This is a genomic window from Bradyrhizobium sp. Ken51 (assembly GCF_055807435.1).
Map to the genome: position 1 here is coordinate 332,671 of NZ_JBVVPB010000002.1, position 20,727 is coordinate 353,397.

Consider the following 20,727-nt stretch of genomic DNA (forward strand, 5'->3'; position numbering starts at 1 on the left):
ATTTGCCCTCCGCGGGCCACCTGCCCGCCTGAATAGGCCGGCGGCAGCGTGCCGGGCTTCGGCGCTGCGGGAGTTCCTTCCGCTTGCGTCGTGACCTGCCCAACTGCGGGCGAGCTTCCGCGGGCTGCTCTTCGGCCGGGATTGGAACGTGCGCGTGCGCGCTGCTTCGGCACGTCTGCCGTAACGGTCACCGCCGGCAACGTTGTCGCCCGCTCTGTCTCCGGCACAGCGCTCTGCGCGTTGCTGCCGTGAAGGAAGCCGTCGCTGAACAAGGCGATGGAAATCACAGAGGCCGCGAAAGCTGTCGGTCTGGAGATCCTCGGTCGGGATCTGAAGGCAACAGCAAGAACAGCAACAGGGCGGCAAGTGACTCTCGGCGGCATCTCTTAACAGCTTCCGGTTTGATTAAATGAATACCGGAGCGACGTGCAGCGGGAACAGTCACCAAGTCAACGAAAACGGTTTTGTTTTCAGTACTTTAGAATAAGACAACGTCTAATTATGGAAGGATCGCCATGGCAATGCTGCGCCGTTCCAGTCCGGCGCGGCTTCCGTAGGCGACAACAGGCTTGGTGCGGACGGAGGCTGCCGCAGAGATCACTCCGCCGATGCCTTGGCGTGGCGTTCGGAGGACTCCAGAGCGGCCGCGCTCATGCTGCGGCGGCGCCAGATGGAGCCGACGACCAGCACGACGACGACCCCGAGAGCTGCGCAGAGATATTCGCCGCCTCCGCCGCCATGGGCGAATTGCGGCGGGATGCGCAGGGCGCCGAGCATGTTGTCGAGCGAGGCGCCGAACGGACCGTCGAACAGCGTGTGCAGCCTCGGCGCGATGCCGGGATCGGTCGCGATCACCTCGCCCGCGATCCAGCCGAGCAGCGCCGCGCCGGCCCACACCAGAACCGGCAGCTTCGCAAGCAGCGCCATGATCAGCGCCGCACCGGCGACGATCAAGGGCACGCTGATGGCAAGACCGAGCACCAGCAAGGGCGCGCTGCCATTGGCGGCCGCGGCCACCGCAATGACGTTGTCCAGGCTCATGACGATGTCGGCAACGACGACGATCTGCACGGCCTGCCACAGATGCGAAGCCGACTCGACGCCGTCCTCGTCCTCCTGTTCCGGCACCAGCAGCTTTGCCGCAATCACGATCAGCGCAAGACCGCCGACCAGCTTGAGGTAGGGCAGCTCCATCAGGCTCGCGACGATGCCCGTGAAGATGATCCGCAGCAGCACCGCGGCGCCGGCACCGAAGATCATGCCCCACAGCCGATGCCGCGGCTTGAGCCCGCGGCAGGCGAGCGCGATCACCAGCGCATTGTCGCCGGACAAGAGGATGTTGATCCAGATGATCTTGCCGACCGCGACCCAGAAGGTCGGTTCGGCCATCTCAACGCGGAACTGGGTGAAGAATGCCCCGATCGTAGCGGGATCGAAGATCTGCCAGAGCCAGTTCACACTACGTCCTTTCGCCGCGTCTCGTTAAATTATCGGCTGACGGATCAGCCGACGATCTCGTTGCCCGAAAAGAACTGCGCGATCTCGATCGCGGCGGTTTCCGGGGCATCCGAACCGTGCGCGGAGTTCTCGCCGATCGACTTTGCGTAGAGCTTGCGGATGGTGCCGTCAGCCGCCTTGGACGGATCGGTCGCACCCATCACGTCGCGATACTTGGAGACGGCACCCTCGCCTTCCAGCACCTGCACCACCACGGGACCCGACGTCATGAAGTCCACGAGCTCGCCAAAGAAGGGGCGCGCCTTGTGGACCGAATAGAAGGTCTCGGCCTGTTCCTTGGTCATGCGGATGCGCTTCTGCGCGACGATGCGCAGGCCCGCCTTCTCGATCACGGCGTTAACCGCACCGGTAAGGTTACGCGCGGTGGCGTCGGGCTTGATGATCGAGAAGGTGCGTTCGATGGCCATGATCATGTCCTTGAAGAGAAAACGGTGGTTCGGAGTTGCCGGGCTTATATCGGCGCCTTCGCCATACGGCAAGCGACCGCCAAAACCGACTCGCGGGCGCTTCGCCGCAGGCCAGGCGCCGAATTCCAACATGGATTACAACGATTTCACCCAGATGAACCCAATCTGAAGGCCTCGTCAGGGTTTGGTTCAGCCTCGCTCGGATAACCTCAGGTCCATCGAAACCAAAGCCTCTGCCCGAGGCGGACCATTTCGGCGGCCTTTCCATCGACGCGATAGCCCCGCGCCGGCAGTTTTGAGGAGATCACCATGTTGAGGAAACTTTCGCTCGCCGCGGTCGCCGTGGTCGCGCTCGGTGCCGCGCTGGCCCCGACCTCCGCCTCCGCGCACGGGCATGGCGGCGGCTGGCATGGCGGCGGTGGCTGGCACCACGGCCACAGTTGGGGTGGACCGCGCTTTTATGCCCGCGGCCCCGTCGTCTCCTACGGCTATGGCGGCTGCTATGTGCGCCGGCTGGTCCCGACCCCCTGGGGACCCCGCTGGCGGATGATCAACCGCTGTTACTGAGCCCGACAGCACCTTTCCAAGAGCACCAACCAAGGGTACCTGTGCCCCCCAAGGTACCTTCCGAGCGAAGCCCCGGCGTCCCCCAGCGCCGGGGCTTTGTATTCGGAGCGGGATATTGCACGGCTTCACACAATTTTTGCTAGAATGCCGCGCAATCGCCGCGAGTGGCGAAACCATTTGGGGGCCAAGGACTTGGTACCGTGTCGCTTCTATGAGAACACGGAACCCTGCGATGGTTAGCCTTTTCGCCGATGACAGCGAGCAAATCGACCGGCGCACCAGCCGCTCGATCCGCGATGCGGTGGGTGAACGGCTCCAGCAGAGCCTGCGGCCCGAGGCCAGGCTGCCGACGCACCTCGAGCAACTCCTCAATGAGCTGAAGCAGCGCGACCGCGATTCGCACTGACTTCACAAGAACCGGCTTGCGGACACGGAAAAACGGGGTTGCGTTTGACCCCGGCTGCGGTGACAAGGCCGCATGCTCTCGATCACCGACCTCTCCATCCGCCTCGCCGGACGCCTTCTGATTGACCAGAGTTCCGTGCAGATCACGCCCGGATCCCGCGTCGGCATGGTCGGTCGCAACGGCACCGGCAAATCGACCCTGTTCAAGGTGATCCGCGGCGAGCTTGCGGCTGAGCACGGCACAGTGACCCTGCCGCCCCGCTGGCGCGTCGGCAGCCTGGCGCAGGAAGCGCCGAACGGCCCCGAGAGCCTGATCTCGGTCGTGCTCAAGGCCGACCTCGAACGCGACGCGCTGCTCAGCGAGGCCGAGAGCGCGACCGACCCGCACCGGATCGCCGAGATCCAGACCCGGCTGGTCGACATCGACGCGCATTCGGCACCGAGCCGCGCCGCAGCCATCCTCTCCGGCCTCGGCTTCTCGGCCACCGACCAGCTCCGCCCTTGCGCCGAATTCTCCGGCGGCTGGCGCATGCGCGTTGCGCTCGCCGCAACGCTGTTCGCGGCTCCCGACCTGTTGCTGCTCGACGAGCCCACCAACTATCTCGACCTCGAAGGTACGCTGTGGCTCGAGGATCACCTCGCGCATTATCCGCGCACCGTGATCGTGATCAGCCATGACCGCGACCTGCTGGAAAGCTCGGTCGACCAGATCCTGCATCTGGAACGCGGCAAGCTCACGCTTTACAAAGGCACCTACTCCTCCTTCGAGGAGCAGCGCGCCATGCGCGAGATGCTCGATGCCAAAGCGGTCAAGCGCCAGGAAGCCGAACGCGCCCGCCTGCAGGCCTTCGTCGACCGCTTCAAGGCCAAGGCCTCGAAAGCCCGCCAGGCCCAATCGCGCGTCAAGATGCTGGAGCGGCTGAAGCCGATCACGGCGCTAGTCACCCAGGACGTGCGCGAGATCAGCTTTCCCGCGCCCGAGAAAATCCTGTCGCCGCCGATCATCGCCGCCGACAACGTCGTGGTCGGCTACGACCCGAACGCGCCCGTCCTTAACCGCGTCACCTTGCGCGTCGACAATGACGACCGCATCGCGCTGCTCGGCTCTAATGGCAACGGCAAGTCGACGCTGGTGAAACTGCTCGCCGGCCGCCTCGCGCCGTTCTCGGGCAAGGTGACCCGCGCCGACAAGCTCTCGATTGCCTATTTCGCCCAGCACCAGCTCGACGAATTGAACGAGGATGCCTCGACCTACGACCACGTCCGCAAGCTGATGGGTGAAGCGCCTGAGGCAAAGGTGCGCGCACGCGCCGGCGCCATCGGATTCTCCGGCAAGGCGGCCGACACCAAGGTCGGAAAATTGTCGGGCGGCGAGAAGGCGCGGCTCCTGCTGGGGCTTGCGACCTTCTTCGGCCCCAACATGATCATCCTGGACGAGCCGACCAACCATCTCGACATCGACAGCCGCGCAGCGCTTGCGGAAGCCATCAACGAGTTCCCCGGCGCCGTCATCATGGTCTCGCACGACCGCTATCTCATCGAGTCCTGCGCCGACCAACTCTGGATCGTCGCCGACCGCACCGTGACCAATTACGACGGCGACCTCGACGAATATCGCCGCCTGGTGCTGTCCGCGCGCAATGGCGAGCCCGCCCCGCGCGAGCGCAGCGCGGTGAGCGAGAAGCCGCAGCGTCCGAGATCGGACAATCGCGGCTCGCTGAAGAAACGTATCGCGGAAGCCGAAACTGAGATCGCCCGCGTCAGCGAGATCATCAGCAAGATCGACACTGCGCTCGCCCTGCCCGACATCTTCACCCGCGATCCCAAGCAGGCCGCGCAACTGTCGAAAGCACGCGCGAACGCAGCCGACGCGCTCGCGCGCGCCGAGGAGCAGTGGCTCGAGGCGAGCACGCAGTTCGACGCGGCGGCGGGTTGAAGCTCCACGACCGGGCCGACATTAAAATCGCGAAAACAACCCCATGCACAGTACTGGTATTTTGCTACCCGGTACTTAACTCTTGAATAGACAGCTCTTTACCGTGTTGGCTTAGCGCGTCCACGGAGCGATGTCGGCTCGAATTGCGCAGGAATGGCTCAGTCCGCAAACTGGCCGGCGGCCTTGATCATCGGAGCCCAACGGTCGACTTCACTCGCCAGCGTCGCGGCCAGCGCCTCCGGCGTCGCCTTCTCCTGCGGGACCGGCTCCGTGTTGATGTCGTTGAACCGGGCGATCAGCGCGGGATCCCTAAGCGCGGACTGGAGCGCCGCCGTCAGCTTCTGAACGACCGCCGGCGGTGTGCCCTTCGGCGCGTAGATGCCGTGCCACACGCCAAGTTCGAACCCCTTGAGGCCGGCCTCATCAGCCGTCGGCAAATCGGGCAAGCTCTTCAACCGCTCCTTGGTGGTGATCGCATAGGCCTTGACCTGCTTCGACATGATCGGGCCGGTCGTGTTCGTCGCCTGGTCGCAGGTGAGATCGATCTGCTTGCCGAGAAGATCGTTCATGATGGGGCCGTTGCCCTTGTAAGGCACCGCGGTGAGCTGCTTCTGGATCGCCGTCATGAACAGCATCCCGCAGAGATGCGAGGCCGCTCCGAGTCCGGCATTGGCATAGGTCAACTTGTCGCCCTGCTGTTGGGCGTAGGCGACCAATTCCTTCAGCGTGTCGGCCGGAAAATCCGCACGCGCGATGATGGTCATCGGCGCATTGGTCACAAGCCCGATCGGCGCAAAGGCGGTCTTGGTGTCATAGCTGAGGTTGCGGTACAGTGTGGCGGCGGTCGAGAGGCCGACATGATGGATCAGCAGCGTGTATCCGTCGGGCTGGGCTCGCGAGGCGCGGGTCGTCGCGATGGTGCCACCGGCGCCAGGCGCGTTCTCCACGATGACCTGTTGGCCGAGCGATTTCGCCATGCCTGCCGCCGTCAGGCGAGCAATGGTGTCCGTAGGTCCGCCGGCGGCGAACGGCACCAGCAGGGTGACGGGCCTGACTGGATAGTCCTGGGCGAGCGCCGCGCCAAACGGCAAGAGCAGAGCCGACACGAGGGCAATGAGCCGCATAGTTTCCTCCAAATTTTTGCTTGCTCCTATGTACGCATTCCGGGCTGCGCGGCCACACGAAAACGACCTCGTCGAGAGTGGAGCGCCCGCGGCATGGTGTAGCTGCCGAAAAGCCCGATCGGTTCTCAGGGCGCCTGCGAAGCTTCGTCGGCAACAGGCGGGAACTAGCGCTCCCGCATGATCTCGTGCCGGTAGCGCTGCAGCGGCGATAGCAGGTAGCTCAGGATGGTGCGCGAACCGGTCCTGATCTCGACGGTCACCGCCATTCCCGGCGACAGGTTGACGAGGCGGTCGTCCACCTGCATCTGGGTGCGATCGAGCGAGATACGGGCGCTGTAACTCAACTCCTGCCCGCTGGGCTCGCTGCTGTCGCGTTGCGTCGCGGGCGCACGCTCGCTCCCGCGCTCCTGCGGCCGGTCACGGACGATGGCATCCTGCGAGACGCTCAGGACCCGGCCTGCGAGAAGCCCGTAGCGGGTGAAATTGAAAGTGTCGATCTTGATGGCGGCGCCCTGCCCGGCCTCGACAAATCCGATATCGCGATTCGAGATCATCGCCTCGATCTCGAGCCGCGTATCGGTCGGCACGATCACCAGCAGCGACTGTGCGGGCGTGACCACGCCGCCTACGGTGTGGACCGCGAGCTGCTGCACGACGCCGTCGACGGGCGACGTCAGTTGCTGAAGCCTCGTCCTCTGCTGCGCCTTGATCAGATCGCGTGCGACGCCATTGGCTTTCTGTTCGCTCTTGGCAAGCTCATCGGAGAGACTTTTCCTGTACTCGGCCAAGGCCTGGATGCGGGTCTCCCGGATCGCGGCGACGGCCGCCTCGGCCTCCTTCAAGCGGCTGCTCTGGACGCGAAGCTCCTCCTGCTGCTCGATCTGGAGCTGGAGGGTCTCATAATAGGTCAGCTTCGAGCCGATCTCCTTCTCCATCAGCGTCTTGCGGATCTCGACACGCTGCTGGGTGACCGGCAGCAACGCATCAAGCTTGTGAATCGTCGCAGCAATCGTCTGATGTTCGGCCTCCTTCTGCGCTTCTTGACGGGCGAGCGCCGCGAGCTTGGCCCTGTTCTCGCTGACCTGATTGGCGAGGAGCTGCCGTTGCGTCGCGACCAGCATGGGATCGGCGTCCTCTGGTACGACGAGATCGGCGGATACCCCTTCGCCGCCCGCCAATGCGGCGCGGAGGCGCGCGACGTTGAGCCGCTCGGCCATGAGATCGTCGTGCAGACGATCGCGCTCTGCGGCGTTCACGGTCGGATCGAGCTCGATCAGCAGGTCGCCCGATTTGACCGATTGCCCGTCCTGCACGTGAATGGCGCGCACCACGCCGGTCTCGAACGGCTGGACCACCTTGCTTCGTCCGCTCGACACGACCTTGCCGGTTGCGGACGCCACGATGTCGATCGTGCCCCAGGTCGACCAGGCCAGCGCCGCGCAGACGAGCAGCATCAGGGCCATGGCGATGGCGCGGCCGATCGGCGACGGCGGTGTTTCCGTGATTTCCAGCGCCGCCGGCAGGAAGGCGACTTCCTCGGCGCGCCGGCCCTTTCCATTCCGGAACGGGATCACGGTCTGCTCCGGCCGAGCGGCCGGCACAGTGCTAGCCGACCTCATAAATGCCTCCCTGGAGACGATGCAGGGCGGCGTAGCGGCCGCCGGTCTTGATCAGCGCATCATGCGTGCCGTCCTCGACCAGACGGCCGCGTTCCAGGGTGAAGATGCGATCGGCGCCGCGGACGGTGGACAGACGGTGCGCGATGATCAGGACGGTGCGGCCTTTCGCGATCTCCTTCATGTTGTCATGGATGATCCGCTCGCTTTCATAGTCGAGCGCGCTGGTGGCTTCGTCGAAGATCAGGATCCGGGGATTGCCCACCAGTGCGCGGGCGATCGCGATGCGCTGGCGCTGGCCGCCCGAGAGCGTCGAGCCGCGCTCGCCGACCACCGTATCGTAGCCTTCGGGCAGCTCCAGAATGAAATCATGCGCGCCCGCCAGCTTCGCCGCGTCGATGATGCGGTCCATCGGCAGGCTTGGATCCGCCAGCGCGATGTTGTCGCGCACCGACCGGTTGAACAGCATGTTGTCCTGGAGCACGATTCCGATCTGCCGACGGAGCCCTGCCGGATCGGTCGTCATCAGATCCATTCCGTCGACGAGTACGCGGCCGCCTTGCGGAACGTAGAGCCGCTGCACCAGCTTGGCGAAGGTGCTTTTGCCCGAACCGGACGATCCGACGATGCCGACGGTTTGTCCGGCTGGAATGTCGAACGAGACATTGTGCAGGATCTCCGGCCCATCGAGGCGGTAGCGGAAAGAGACGTGCTCGAAGCGAATGTTGCCCCGGATCGACGGCAGCCCCGCGCGGGCGGCGGAGTAAGCAGGCTCCGCCGCGCTGTTGAGGATGTCGCCGAGCCGCGCGATCGACAGCCGCGCCTGATGAAAATCCTGCCAGACCTGCGCGAGCCGGAGCACCGGGGCCGACACCCGCCCCGCGAAGATGTTGAAGGCCACGAGCTCGCCGACCGTCAATGCGTCACCGATCACCAGCCTGGCTCCGACATAGAGAATGGCGGCAGTGACAACCTTACTGACGAGCTGCACCAGCTGGCTTGCCGTGTTGCCGAGGCTGGTGACACCGAAGCTCGCGGAGACATAGCCGGCGAGCTGCTCTTCCCAGCGGCGCTGCATCTGCGGCTCGACCGCCATCGCCTTCAGCGTTTCGATGCCGCTGACGCTCTCGACCAGGAAGGCCTGGTTCTCCGCGCCGCGGCGGAATTTCTCGTCCAGCCTGCGGCGAAACAGCGGCGTCGCCACGGCAGAGATCGCGATGTAGAATGGAAATGATGCCAGCACGATGAAGCTCATCTGCGCCGAATAGGCGAACATCACCGCCAGGAACACCGAGGTGAAGACCAGGTCGATGAGAAGTGTCAGTGACGAGCTGGTGATGAAATTGCGGATGTTCTCGAGCTCACGGACCCGGGCCACGGAATCTCCGACGCGCCTGGCCTGAAACCAGGCCATTGGCAGCGCCAGCAGATGGTGAAACAGACGTGCCCCGAGCTCGACGTCGATGCGGTTGGTCGTGTGCGCAAACAGGTAATTGCGCAGGATCCCGAGCACGGTGTCGAACAGGGAGACGACGACGAGGCCGACGACGAGAACGTCGAGGGTGGACAGCGAGCGGTGCACCAGCACCTTGTCGATGACGATTTGGAAGAACAGCGGCGAGACCAGCGCAAAAAGCTGGATGAAGAACGAAGCCGCCAGCACCTCGCCCAGCAGCCGCCGGTATTTGCCGATTGCGCCGATGAACCAGGTGATATCGAAGTGCCGTCCGAGATCGGACAGGCCGGCGCGCCGGACCATCAGGATCAAGCCGCCGTCCCAGATCGCGCACAGCTCGTCGCGATCCATCAGCACCGGGCGCTGCGCCTCCGGAGACTGCACCAGCACCTTGTCGGCGGAGGCCTTTGCGATGACCATGAAGCCGCCGTCCCGCAGCATTGCGATCCCGGGCAGCGGGGTGTCCGACAGACGGCTCCACTGCGTTCGATAGGTTCGCGCTTTAAGTCCGAGAGACCTGGCGCAGCGGACAATATCCGCTGCGCCGAAGCTTGCCGCGCCCAGCCGGTGCCTGAGCTGCGCGCGATCGGCCGCGACACCTTGCAGATGCAGCAGCGTCAGCAACGCATCGAGCCCCGTATCGGAGGAGACCGCGTTGGTCATCATGAGCGTTCTCCGGGCCGATGCCGCCGGCTTCAGGCGTGCTGCGGCGATGCGAGCACCTGGCTTTGCGTCGCGTGCGGATCGGGCAGCGGCATCTCGCCGTTGCCCTCACCTGCCGGGACGAAGCTGGCCGCCATGGCCTGGTTGAGCAGCATCGCGGCCGCGAACGCTCCGCCCTGGATGACAACGTTGTTGCCGGTGCCGCCGTCCAGGATGTCGAGGCCGCCGCCGCCGATCAGCACGTCATCACCGGCACCACCGGCCAGCGAGTCGTTGCCGGGGCTTCCGATCAGCACGTCGTCGCCGTTGCCGCCATTGGCGACGAGCTGGATGCCGCCGTGCAAGCCGGAAGCCGTGATAACGTCGTCGCCATCGAGGCCGTTGATGACAATCCTGTCGCCCGCGCCGGCATCGCTGATGTTGATGTCCTGGCCAAGCCCCGACACCGTGATGATGCCGTCGTGCTCGGTCACCGTGATGACGTCGTTGCCGCCGGTTGCGTTGATGGTCACGGTATCCGCGGCGCCGTCATTGGCGCCGAGATCGAGGTCGACCTGGCTCACGCCAGTGCCGGAGAGGTCGCCGACCGTAATGTTGTCGGCACCGCCGAGGGCATTGAAGTCGACATGTTCGACCCCGTTCAGGTCCATCGCAATGGCGGCGACATCTCGGGTGAACAGCACCCGGCCGCCATTGGCCGAGATGTTGATGGTCTCGCTGATATTGGCGCCGTTGAATGCCAGCGTGTCGGTGCCCTTGCCGCCTTCGACGGTGTCGCTGCCGTCGCCGGGATTCCAGACGAAAGTGTCGTCGCCCGCACCGAGATTGGCGAAATCGTTGCCGCGTCCGCCGTTCACAATGTCATTGCCGGCACTGCCGGTGATGGTGTCGTTGCCGTCGCCGCCGTTGATGTTGAGGCTGAACGACTGTCCCGCCTTGATGGAAGACGCATTGATGACGTCATTGCCTTGTCCGCCGTTGATGCCGAGCACATCACCGGCGTCCGCATGCGCAATCGACACCTGCGCAGCGAGGCCGTTGACCACGATCGATCCGCCGGCGGTCACGACCGATATGTTGTCGTCACCATTCGTGCCGTTCACGGTCACGCGGTCCGCCGCGCCATCGCCGCTCTGGCTGCCGGGGCCGGCGCTGAGGTCGATGGCAACCTGCGTGATTCCTGTCCCGGTCAGATCGTTGACGGTGATGTTGTCGGCGCCGCCTGCTGCCGCGATCTGCACGTGCTCGACGCCAGCGAGGTCCATGACGATAGCACCGACGTCACGGGTGAGTAGCGCACGGGTTCCGTTCGCCGAGATCGACATGTTCTCGGCCACATTGGCGCCGTTGAACACCAGCGTATCGGCTCCCGTGCCGCCTTCGACGGTGTCGCTGCCGTCACCGGGATTCCACGTGAAGATGTCGTCGCCTGCGCCGAGAAGCGCGACGTCATTGCCGCGGCCGCCGATGACCTTGTCGTTGCCGTCGCCGCCGATCAGGGTGTCGGCTCCCTGGCTGCCGGTGATGGTGTCGTTGCCCGCACCGCCGTCGATGGTCAGCCCGATCGCCGCGCCGAGCGTGGATGCATCGATCGCGTCGTTGCCGCCGAGCGCCTGCACGACCAGCCGGTCGTTGCCGGCCTCTGCATTTGCGATCGTCACGACCTCCGGCAGCCCCGTGACCGTTACCGTTGTGCCCGTGGCTGTGACCTCGATGTGCTGATTGCCGTTGCTGCCGTTGACGGTCACCGTATCCGCTGCGCCGTCGCCTTGCGTCCCTCCCGGAACGGCTCCGAGATCAACCAGCACCTGCTTGACGCCGGTCCCGGTGAGGTCGCCGATGGTGATGTTGTCGGCGCCGCCACGCGCATCGAATTCGATCTGCTCGACGCTGTTGAGATCCATCGTAATGTTGGCGACATCGCGGGTGAAGCGCACCCGGCCGCCATTGGCCGAGATGTTGATGGTCTCGTTGATGTTGGCGCCATTGAAAAGCAACTTGTCGCTGCCCGAGCCGCCTTCGACCGTGTCGCTGCCGTCGCCGGGATTCCAGATGAAAGTGTCGTCGCCACTCCCGAGCTGGGCGACGTCGTTGCCGCGTCCGCCATTGACGATATCGTCGCCGCTGCCGCCGATGATGAGGTCGTTGCCGTCGCCGCCGATGATCCTGTCGTTGCCGGCGCCGCCATCGAGCGTCAGCGAGATCAGGCTGCCGAGCCCGTTGCCCGCGGTGATGACATCGTCGCCGCCGCCGCCGTGCAGGACGAGATTTTCCGTCGTGCCTATGTCGAGCGAGAACGGCGCCGCGCCCGTCCCGTCGAGCCGCACGCGGGTGCCGTTCGCCGTGATCGTGAAGGTCTCGGCGCCGTTGCTGCCGTTGACCTGAGCCGTATCGTTGCCCTCACCACCCTCGAACAGGTTGGTGCCGCCGCCGGGATTCCAGATCATGACATCGTCGCCGGCCTGACCGAACAGCTGGTTGTCGCCGCTGCCGCCATCCAGGACGTCGTTACCCGCTCCGCCGAACAGCAGATCGTTGCCGCCGCCGCCCTTGATCAAATCGTCGCCGGCCTGACCAAACAGAAGGTCGGCTCCCGAGCCGCCCGTGATCCTGTCATTGCCGTCGCCGCCGAAAATGTGGACCGCGGGCATCGGTCCGTGGCACTCGTCGACGGTGATCGTGTCGTCACCGCCTTGACCGAAGATGTCGATCGCCGTGGTGTTGTCGACCGTGGGTTCGCCACCAACCGTTTTCACGTGCCCGTTATTGACAAGGATGCGGCCGGACTTGTCGCGACTTATCACGAGGCCGTTATTCGCGCTGTCGCCGAAAATGGTGAGCTGCCCCGTAACCGGGGAAAACACAGAGGTAATGGACATCCAAATGATCCTTCCGACCTAGCCCCTCCCCTCGGTGCGTAGCATTCGCGCACATGACGTTCTTGAACCGTTGCTTGAGACGCGCGTGATTATTCTGGAGATTTCCTCCAGTTTTGCTTCGGAGCAGTTTTCGACAGCGGACGCGAAGGCTCGCTGATCACGAACCGCGTGATCACGGATCACGCGTAACGCCCCCGTGATTTTCGACGCGCGCGGAAGAACGCGGCCCGAGGCAATGAAGGCGCTTTGGGCGAAGGTCGGCATCCCGCGATGTCGAAACTCGCGAATGAGATCGCCGGCGGGTGCGAGCGGAGAGATAACGGTTCACGCCTCCGCCATCGCAATCAAGGGATGCAAAGCCGCTTGACGATGGGGACGAGCATGCGCGGCTGATCGCTTCGACAGCCGCAACCACCTTCAGGGCAGAAGGCGACCCGTGTTACGCCGCCGACTTCTTCTTCGGCTTTGGCTTGGTCGCCTTCGGCATGACCGGCGCCTCCGGCGTGCCCTCGATCGAGGACAGGCGGCCGGACGTGAAGGTATAGATGCCGGCGCGCGGACCGGTCGTCCACGTCACGACCGCAACGCGTCTGCCCGCGGCATCACCGGAGAGGTTGACGCTCGAGGGCGCGCCGATGCCGCGCACCACATCGCATTCGGTGTGACCGAGCGCGACGGTGCCGCCCATGGGCGCCGGCGCGGTTGTCGACGCATTGGCATCGGCCGGTCCGGGCGGCGGCGCCATGCCGGCACAGCCCCCGTCGGCGCTGACCAGATCCTCGGCGCGAACCGGCTTGTCGGGTGTCAGCGGCGGCGACTCGATCGAGATGCTTTTGATGAACAGGCGGCTGGGCGTGTTGAACCACTGGGCATCCCTGGACAACAGATCGGTCCCCGAACAGCCCGCGACCAGCGGTGCTACGGCCACCAACGCAACTATGAGCGAGCTGGGAAGCTTTTGATGTCGCACGATAAACTAAATTCCCCGAGTGAAGGATCGGCCCTAAGCAATTGTACCAACACCACTTTGCGGCACGAAGGTGACAAAAGCCATCATCACCCGAAAAGTGCAAATTATCATTAATTGCGAGCGACCGCTAATTCCGCTTCTGCCACCGCCCCCGCTCGTCGGCCTGCCAGTAGGTGACATCAAATCCCCGCGCCTTGCAATCCGTCCAGGCGCTGCGGGCGAAAGCAAGCGCGTCCGGATCGTCGCCATCGAACAGCAGCACCATGCGCTCATAGCCCTGCGCGTCCTGCGGCAGCGCGGCGTTGTCGACGAGGAAACGAACATTGGCACCGTTCGGATTGTCCTCCTCGACCGCCAGCACGATCGGCTGATCGGCAGCGTCGCTCACCCGCCATGTCGCGTGCGGCAGGAAGGAATCGTCGCGATAGGTCCACAAATGGGCGTCGAGCGCATCGGCGCGCTCCGGCGAATTCGACTGCACCACGACGCGCCAGCCGCGCTCGAGCGATTTCTCGAGAAGCGGCGGCAACACGTTCTCCACCGTCATGTTTTGCAGATGGTAGAAAAGGACTTCAGTCATCCCGGGTCATTTGCGCTCGTAATGGTCAGCGACCAGACGGTCCAGCAAGCGAACGCCATAGCCGCTTCCCCAGCTGTGGTTGATGTCGGTCTTCGGCGCTCCCATGGCGGTACCGGCGATGTCGAGATGCGCCCAGGGCGTTCCGTCCACGAAGCGCTGGAGGAACTGCGCCGCGGTGATCGAGCCGCCATGGCGTCCGCCGGTGTTCTTCATGTCCGCGAACTGGGAATCGATCAGCTTGTCGTATTCGGGGCCAAGCGGCAGGCGCCAGACCTTCTCGCCGCTCTCGATGCCGGCCGCCAGAAGCCGCTCGGCAAGCTCGTCATTGTTGGAGAACATGCCGGCATGCTCGGTGCCGAGCGCGACCACGATGGCGCCGGTCAACGTCGCCAGGTCCACCATGAATTTCGGCTTGGTTTTCTTGGCGACGTACCAGAGCACATCGGCAAGCACCAGACGGCCTTCCGCGTCGGTGTTGATGATCTCGATGGTCTGGCCCGACATCGAGGTGACGATGTCGCCCGGGCGCTGCGCGTTGCCGTCCGGCATGTTCTCGACGAGGCCGATGGCGCCGACGACGTTGACCTTGGCCTTGCGTGCCGCGAGCGCATGCATCAGGCCGACGACGCAGGCAGCGCCCCCCATGTCGCCCTTCATGTCCTCCATGCTGCCGGCCGGCTTGATCGAAATGCCGCCGGTGTCGAAGCAGACGCCCTTGCCGACGAAGGCAACCGGCGCCTCACCCTTCTTGCCGCCGTCCCAACGCATGATCACGGTACGGCTCGGCCGCGCCGAGCCCTGGCCCACGCCGAGCAGCGCGCCCATGCCGAGCTTGTCCATCGCCTTGACGTCGAGCACCTCGATCTTGACGCCGAGTTTGCGGAGCAGGCCTGCGCGGCGTGCGAACTCCTCGGGAAAAAGCACGTTCGGCGGCTCGTTGACGAGGTCGCGCGCAATGATCACGCCGTCCACGATCGCAGCGGCCGATGCGAACGCCTTCTTCGCGGCGACGACATCGCCGACCCCAAGCGAGACGTCGGCGCGCGAGCCGCCCTCCTCGCCGTCCTTCTTCTTGGTCTTGTAGCGATCGAACTTGTAGGTGCGCAGCCGCAGGCCCGAGGCGATCGCGACCGCCTGCTCGCTCGTCATGGCGCCATTGGGCAGTTCCGCCATAATGGTCATGGCCGCCGTCCCGACCGGAAGCTTGCTCGCCGCCACGCCGCCGAATTTGAGGAGGTCGTTAGCCTTCAGGCCGGTTGCCTTCCCGGCGCCGATCACGATCAGGCGGGTGGCCTTCACGCCCTCGGGTGCAAGGATGTCGAGCGCGGCGCCGCTTTTGCCTTTGAAGGCGGCGGCGGCCGCCGCCCGCTTCACGAGTTCGGTGGCGCCGCCGAGCGCCTTTGCGGTCGCCGGGCCGAGCTTCAGAGCGTCGTCGCAGAACACGACCATGATGCCACGGACGGCGGCAGATAATGGAACGAAGCCGACCTTGATGGCATCGGACATGAGTAACTCCTCAAAAACATTGCGCTTTTTACCGATCGGCGGTCCCGGTCACGGGGGCAGAGCTGAACGGCGATTCACTGAGCGTGCCGCACTATGGGCCACCGGCCCGGCAGATGCCAAGCACCCCCCGTGGCCGAGGGGCCACAACGAGGGAAATATTAACCATATATTGAGGGTGCCACGGGGCAGCCATTTTGTTGACGGATCAAAGGGATGGTACTGAGAGAGTAAGCCGGCGGATGAGACGGTTGGCCGACCTTGGGGATCCCCTTGCGGGGATTGGTTGGACAGCCGGAATTCCGGCCGGCATTGGGGACTTGGTGGGATTCGTGCGGTAGCGCATGGGGTCAATCGATAGGTATATCTTCCGCACGACGCTCGCGTCGTTTGCGCTGGTCCTGGTCAGCCTCACGGGCGTGATCTGGATTACGCAGGCGTTGCGCGGCATCGACCTGATGACGAGCCAGGGTCAGACCATCCTGACCTTCCTCGGCATCACCAGCCTCGTTGTGCCCGCACTGGTCCTGATCATCTCGCCGATCGCGCTGATGATCGCGATCTCGCATACGCTGAACAAGCTCGCGACCGATTCCGAGATCATCGTGATGAATGCCGCCGGCTTCTCGCCGTTCCGGCTGTTCTATCCGTTCTTCTACGCCACCTGCGTCGTGGCGCTGCTGGTCGCCTTCATCGCGGCCTATCTCGCTCCCGACGGCATGCGGCGGATCAAGCAGTGGGACGCCGAGATCACCGCCGACGTGCTCACCAACATCCTGCAGCCCGGCCGCTTCGCCCAGCTCGACAAGAACCTGACGATCCGGATTCGCGAACGCCAGCCCGGCGGCATCCTCGCCGGCATCTTCATCGACGACCGCCGCGATCCGAACGAGCGGGTCTCGATTGTCGCCGAGCACGGCGAAGTCGTGAAGAACGAGACCGGATCGTTCCTGGTGCTGGAGACCGGCAATCTCCAGCGCTTCGAGGCCGGCAAGCGCGATCCGGCGCTGGTGGCGTTCGGGCGCTACGGCTTCGACATGTCGAAGTTCTCGGGCCAGGGCCGCGACGTCACCCTCGGCATCCGCGAGCGTTATCTCTGGGAGCTGCTCTCGCCGTCCGAGGACGATCCCGTCTACAAGCAGATTCCCGGTCAGTTCCGCTCGGCCCTGCATGACAGCCTGCTGGCGCCGATCTATCCGTTCGCCTTTGCCGTGCTGACCTTCGCGTTTCTGGGTGCGCCTCGCACCACGCGCCAGAGCCGCAACTTCTCGATCGGCTCCTCGATCCTCGCCGTGTTCGGCCTGCGCATGGCCGGCTTCGCCTGCTCGGTGATGGCGGTGAAATCGCCGGGCGCGGTGCTGGTTCAATATGCGATGGTTATTGGTGCCATCGGCATCGGGCTGGCGATCATCATTGGTGGCCTCGTGGTCGAACCGCCACCGCGCCTCATGGAGGCCATCAACAGGTCGAACGCGCGCATCGCGCGGCTGTTCGGACGGCCGGCCACCGCATGAGCATGCTCACCAACACACTCGGGCGGTATTTCGCCGGCCGTTTCGTGGTCGCGGCGCTCGGCGTGTTCGCCAGCATTTTCCTGCTGCTGGTGCTGGTCGATTACATCGAGATGGTGCGCAAGACCTCAGGGCTCGCATCCGCCTCCGCGGTCATGGTGGCCGAGACCTCGCTGTTCCGGGTGCCGCAGCTGCTGGAGAAGCTGACGCCGTTCTGCATGCTGATCGGCGCCATGACCTGCTATCTCGCCCTCTCCCGCCGGCTCGAACTCGTGGTCGCGCGCGCCGCCGGCGTCTCCGCATGGCAATTCATCTCGCCGGCGCTCGGAAGCGCGCTGCTGATCGGCGTGATCGCCACCGTCGCCTACAATCCGATGTCGGCCAATCTGCGCGAGCTCTCCAAGCGCATGGAAGCCGAGCTGTTCGGTTCGGCGCCCGGCGGCGGCATTCAGGACGCCTCCGGCTTCTGGCTCAATCAGGTCACCAATGACGGCCAGACCATCATCAACGCGGCGCGCAGCGAGCAGCAGGGCGTCCGGCTCACGGGGCTCACCCTGTTCCGGTTTGACACAGAGCAGCACTTCAAGGAACGGGTCGAGGCGCGCGAGGCGACGCTCGAGGCCGGCCGTTGGCTGTTCAAGAACGTCCGCCGCTTCTCGCTGGATTCGCCGCCGGTCGATCAGGCCAGCCTGGAGATTCCGACGACGCTGACGGAGGCGCAGGTCCGCAACAGCTTTTCCACACCCGAGACTGTGTCCTTTTGGCAACTACCGAGCTACATCCGCTCTTCCGAAAGCTCGGGCTTCGCGACAGCCGGATACCGACTCCAGTATCAGAAGCTTCTGGCACAGCCGTTTTTGCTTGCGGCCATGGTGATGCTCGCGGCCTCCGTGTCGTTGCGCTTCTTCCGGATGGGCGGCGTGCAGAAGATGGTTTTGAGTGGCGTGGGCGCAGGCTTTCTGCTCTACGTCCTGTCGAAAGTGACTGAAGATTTGAGCAAGGCTGAGTTGATGCATCCGATCGCTGCGGCGTGGTTGCCTGTGGTGGTGGGCGGCCTCACCGGCTTTTTGGCCTTGCTGTATCAGGAGGACGGATAGTGACGGCCGTCCACCGAGGGCCCGTGTCTCGTTTGACGCGGCGCACATTGGTGCGCGCGAACGGGTGTGGCTTGTCCATTCGCAGGTTCCTGCTTGCCGTCGCCGCCGCGGCATCGCTCGGTGGCCTGATGGACGTTGCCGCCGTGGCGCCGGCTTCCGCCCAGAGCTTCACCTACAATCCGCTGCCGCCGCGTGCGAAGCCGCCGAAGGCCGTCAACGACAACCAGATGCTGGTTCAGGCGACCGAGGTCGACTACGACTACAACAATTCGCGCGTCTCCGCGGTCGGTAACGTCCAGCTGTTCTACAACGGCACCAGCGTCGAGGCCGACAAGGTCATCTACGACCAGAAGACCAAGCGGCTCCATGCCGAAGGCAACATCCGCATGACGGATGCCGACGGCAAGATCACCTATGCCGAGATCCTGGACTTTTCCGACGACTACCGAGACGGTTTCGTCGATTCGCTGCGCGTCGACACGGCCGACCAGACCCGCATGGCGGCGAGCCGCTCCGATCGCTCCAGCGGCAACTACACGGTGTTCGAGAACGGCGTCTACACGGCCTGCGCGCCGTGCAAGGACGATCCGAAGAAGCCGCCGCTATGGCAGGTCAAGGGTGCGCGCATCATCCACGACCAGCAGGAGAAGATGCTGTATTTCGAGACGGCGCAGCTCGAATTCTTCGGCGTGCCGATCGCCTATATGCCCTATTTCTCGACGCCCGATCCGACCGTGAAGCGCAAGACCGGCTTCCTGATGCCGGGCTTCACCTCGAATACGCCGTTCGGCTATGGCGTCGAGGTTCCGTTCTACTGGGCGATCGCGCCCGACATGGACGCGACCTTCAACCCGCGCATCACGTCCAAGCAGGGCGTGCTGTTCCAGGCCGAATTCCGCCAGCGCCTGATGGACGGCGCCTATCAGATCCGCGTCTACGGCATCGACCAGCTCGATCGGAGCGCGCTCGCCGGCCAGCCCGGCGACAAGCAGTTCCGCGGCGCCGTCGACACCAAGGGTCAGTTCGCGCTGAACGACAAATGGGTCTGGGGTTGGGACGGCGTCCTGATGTCCGACTATTATTTCTTCTCGGACTATCGGTTGTCGCAATATCGCGATCCGCTGGGCTCGTTCCTGTATCTGCCGACGGATGCGCTCTCGCAGCTTTACCTGACCGGTGTCGGCAATCGCAGCTTCTTCGACGCGCGCACGATGTACTGGCTGAGTTACTCCGGCAACCAGAGCCAGGTGCCGATCGTCTACCCCGTGATCGACTACTCGAACGTGCTGAACTATCCGGTCTTCGGCGGCGAGTTCAGCTACAAGACCAATTTCGTGAACCTGTCGCGTGACACCGCGGTGTTCGATCCGATCACGACGCTCGCCAACACCAATGGCCTGTGCACGACGGTGTCGGCCGATCCGCTCGCGCGCACGCCGTCGCAGTGCCTGCTGCGCGGCTTCCCGGGCACCTACACCCGCCTGACGGCCGAAGCGCAGTGGCGCAAATCCTTCACCGATCCATTCGGTGAAATCTGGACCCCGTTCGCCATTCTCCGCGCCGACGCGATCAACTCCTCGGTCTCCAACCAGCCGGGCGTGTCGAACTATCTTCCTGCCGGGGACACCCAGGCGCTCCGCCTGATGCCGACCGTGGGCCTCGAATACCGCTACCCCTTCATCAACGTTCAGCCCTGGGGCTCGACCACCATCGAGCCGATCGCGCAGATCATCATCCGGCCAAACGAGACCTATGCCGGCAAGCTCCCCAACGAGGACGCGCAGAGCATGGTGTTCGACGCCTCGAATCTGTTCAGCGTCGACAAGTTCTCCGGCTACGACCGTGTCGAGGGCGGCGGCCGCGCCAATGTCGGCGTGCAGTCCACCACGCAGTTCGACAGGGGCGGCGCGATCAAGACGCTGTTCGGACAGTCCTACCAGCTGTTCGGCATGAACTCCTTCGCGGTCCAGGACTCCATCAATACCGGCGTGGATTCCGGCCTGCAAAGGCCGCGCTCCGACTACGTGGCGAGCGCCGCCTACTCGCCCAACAGCACCTATACGTTCAGCGTTCGCTCCCGCATGGACGAGCAGACCTGGAACATCCAGCGCTTCGAGGCGGAAGGCCGCGCCAACTTCAACCGCTGGTCCGTCAGCATGCTGTACGGCAATTACGCGGCACAGCCGGAACTCGGCTATCTGACCCGCCGCGAGGGCATCCTGACGTCGGGCTCGATCAAGGTCGCGGCCAATTGGGTGGTCACGGGCTCGGCGCGCTGGGACCTGGAGGCCAACAAGATCAACCAGTATGTGCTCGGTGCCGGCTACGTCGACGATTGTTTTGTGCTCGGCTTGAACTATGTAACCGCGTATAGCTATTCCGCAGGCGCGACGCCGCCCACCCTGAACCACGCGATCATGTTCCAGATCGGCCTGCGCACGCTGGCGAACACAGCGACGACCAGCAGTTCCGGCGGCGGCCTCCAGTGAACGGTT

At 64.5% G+C, this 20,727-nt stretch carries 16 protein-coding genes; 7 read left to right on the forward strand and 9 right to left on the reverse strand.

Annotated features, from left to right (window positions below; genetic code table 11):
- Positions 1-597: 597 nt before the first annotated feature.
- Both AC0L27_RS05180 and ndk read right to left on the reverse strand, forming a co-directional pair.
- Positions 598-1,458: a TerC family protein gene (locus tag AC0L27_RS05180; protein WP_275167185.1), complete on the reverse strand. Its 861-nt coding sequence runs from the start codon at positions 1,456-1,458 to the stop codon at positions 598-600.
- Positions 1,459-1,502: 44 nt separating this feature from the next.
- Positions 1,503-1,925 (reverse strand): nucleoside-diphosphate kinase, encoded by a 423-nt coding sequence (gene ndk, locus AC0L27_RS05185; protein ID WP_275167186.1) that lies wholly within the window; start codon positions 1,923-1,925, stop codon positions 1,503-1,505.
- Between ndk and AC0L27_RS05190 the strand changes: the two genes are divergently transcribed.
- From AC0L27_RS05190 to AC0L27_RS05205, 4 genes are all read left to right on the forward strand, one after another.
- Positions 1,918-2,094, forward strand: a complete 177-nt coding sequence (locus AC0L27_RS05190; protein WP_275167187.1) for a hypothetical protein — start codon at positions 1,918-1,920, stop codon at positions 2,092-2,094. The genes ndk and AC0L27_RS05190 overlap by 8 nt on opposite strands.
- Before the next feature lie 140 nt (positions 2,095-2,234).
- Positions 2,235-2,492 (forward strand): sulfur globule protein precursor, encoded by a 258-nt coding sequence (locus AC0L27_RS05195; protein ID WP_354203925.1) that lies wholly within the window; start codon positions 2,235-2,237, stop codon positions 2,490-2,492.
- A 232-nt stretch (positions 2,493-2,724) separates the two neighbouring features.
- Positions 2,725-2,898: a hypothetical protein gene (locus AC0L27_RS05200; protein ID WP_247434138.1), complete on the forward strand. Its 174-nt coding sequence runs from the start codon at positions 2,725-2,727 to the stop codon at positions 2,896-2,898.
- Between the two features lie 72 nt (positions 2,899-2,970).
- The gene (locus tag AC0L27_RS05205) at positions 2,971-4,833 is read left to right on the forward strand and encodes an ABC-F family ATP-binding cassette domain-containing protein (RefSeq protein ID WP_354203927.1); all 1,863 of its coding nucleotides are present in this window, start codon (positions 2,971-2,973) and stop codon (positions 4,831-4,833) included.
- 158 nt (positions 4,834-4,991) lie between these two features.
- On the opposite strand, the gene AC0L27_RS05210 is transcribed toward AC0L27_RS05205, so the two are convergent.
- From AC0L27_RS05210 to AC0L27_RS05240, 7 genes are all read right to left on the reverse strand, one after another.
- Positions 4,992-5,957 carry a tripartite tricarboxylate transporter substrate-binding protein gene (locus tag AC0L27_RS05210; protein WP_354203929.1) on the reverse strand — a complete coding sequence of 322 codons (966 nt, stop codon included), beginning with the start codon at positions 5,955-5,957 and terminating at the stop codon, positions 4,992-4,994.
- 164 nt (positions 5,958-6,121) lie between these two features.
- Positions 6,122-7,576, reverse strand: a complete 1,455-nt coding sequence (locus AC0L27_RS05215) for an HlyD family type I secretion periplasmic adaptor subunit (protein ID WP_354254937.1) — start codon at positions 7,574-7,576, stop codon at positions 6,122-6,124.
- Positions 7,563-9,695, reverse strand: coding sequence for a type I secretion system permease/ATPase (locus AC0L27_RS05220; RefSeq protein WP_354254976.1), 2,133 nt, complete (start codon positions 9,693-9,695; stop codon positions 7,563-7,565). The genes AC0L27_RS05215 and AC0L27_RS05220 overlap by 14 nt, the downstream gene beginning before the upstream one ends.
- A gap of 29 nt (positions 9,696-9,724) precedes the next feature.
- A complete protein-coding gene (locus tag AC0L27_RS05225) occupies positions 9,725-12,571 on the reverse strand; it encodes a beta strand repeat-containing protein (RefSeq protein ID WP_473318033.1) in 2,847 nt (948 codons plus the stop codon).
- A gap of 439 nt (positions 12,572-13,010) precedes the next feature.
- Positions 13,011-13,502, reverse strand: a complete 492-nt coding sequence (locus AC0L27_RS05230; protein ID WP_354204558.1) for a hypothetical protein — start codon at positions 13,500-13,502, stop codon at positions 13,011-13,013.
- Positions 13,503-13,668: 166 nt separating this feature from the next.
- Positions 13,669-14,121, reverse strand: coding sequence for a DNA polymerase III subunit chi (locus AC0L27_RS05235; RefSeq protein WP_275167194.1), 453 nt, complete (start codon positions 14,119-14,121; stop codon positions 13,669-13,671).
- Between the two features lie 6 nt (positions 14,122-14,127).
- Positions 14,128-15,627: a leucyl aminopeptidase gene (locus AC0L27_RS05240; protein WP_354203936.1), complete on the reverse strand. Its 1,500-nt coding sequence runs from the start codon at positions 15,625-15,627 to the stop codon at positions 14,128-14,130.
- A 341-nt stretch (positions 15,628-15,968) separates the two neighbouring features.
- Between AC0L27_RS05240 and lptF the strand changes: the two genes are divergently transcribed.
- Genes lptF through AC0L27_RS05255 form a run of 3 tightly spaced genes read left to right on the forward strand, consistent with a single transcriptional unit; the run spans position 15,969 to position 20,721 of the window.
- Positions 15,969-17,138 carry an LPS export ABC transporter permease LptF gene (lptF, locus tag AC0L27_RS05245; protein WP_275167196.1) on the forward strand — a complete coding sequence of 390 codons (1,170 nt, stop codon included), beginning with the start codon at positions 15,969-15,971 and terminating at the stop codon, positions 17,136-17,138.
- Positions 17,135-18,232 carry an LPS export ABC transporter permease LptG gene (lptG, locus tag AC0L27_RS05250; RefSeq protein ID WP_275167197.1) on the forward strand — a complete coding sequence of 366 codons (1,098 nt, stop codon included), beginning with the start codon at positions 17,135-17,137 and terminating at the stop codon, positions 18,230-18,232. The genes lptF and lptG overlap by 4 nt, the downstream gene beginning before the upstream one ends.
- Positions 18,232-20,721: an LPS-assembly protein LptD gene (locus tag AC0L27_RS05255; RefSeq protein ID WP_354203939.1), complete on the forward strand. Its 2,490-nt coding sequence runs from the start codon at positions 18,232-18,234 to the stop codon at positions 20,719-20,721. The genes lptG and AC0L27_RS05255 overlap by 1 nt, the downstream gene beginning before the upstream one ends.
- Positions 20,722-20,727: the final 6 nt, after the last annotated feature.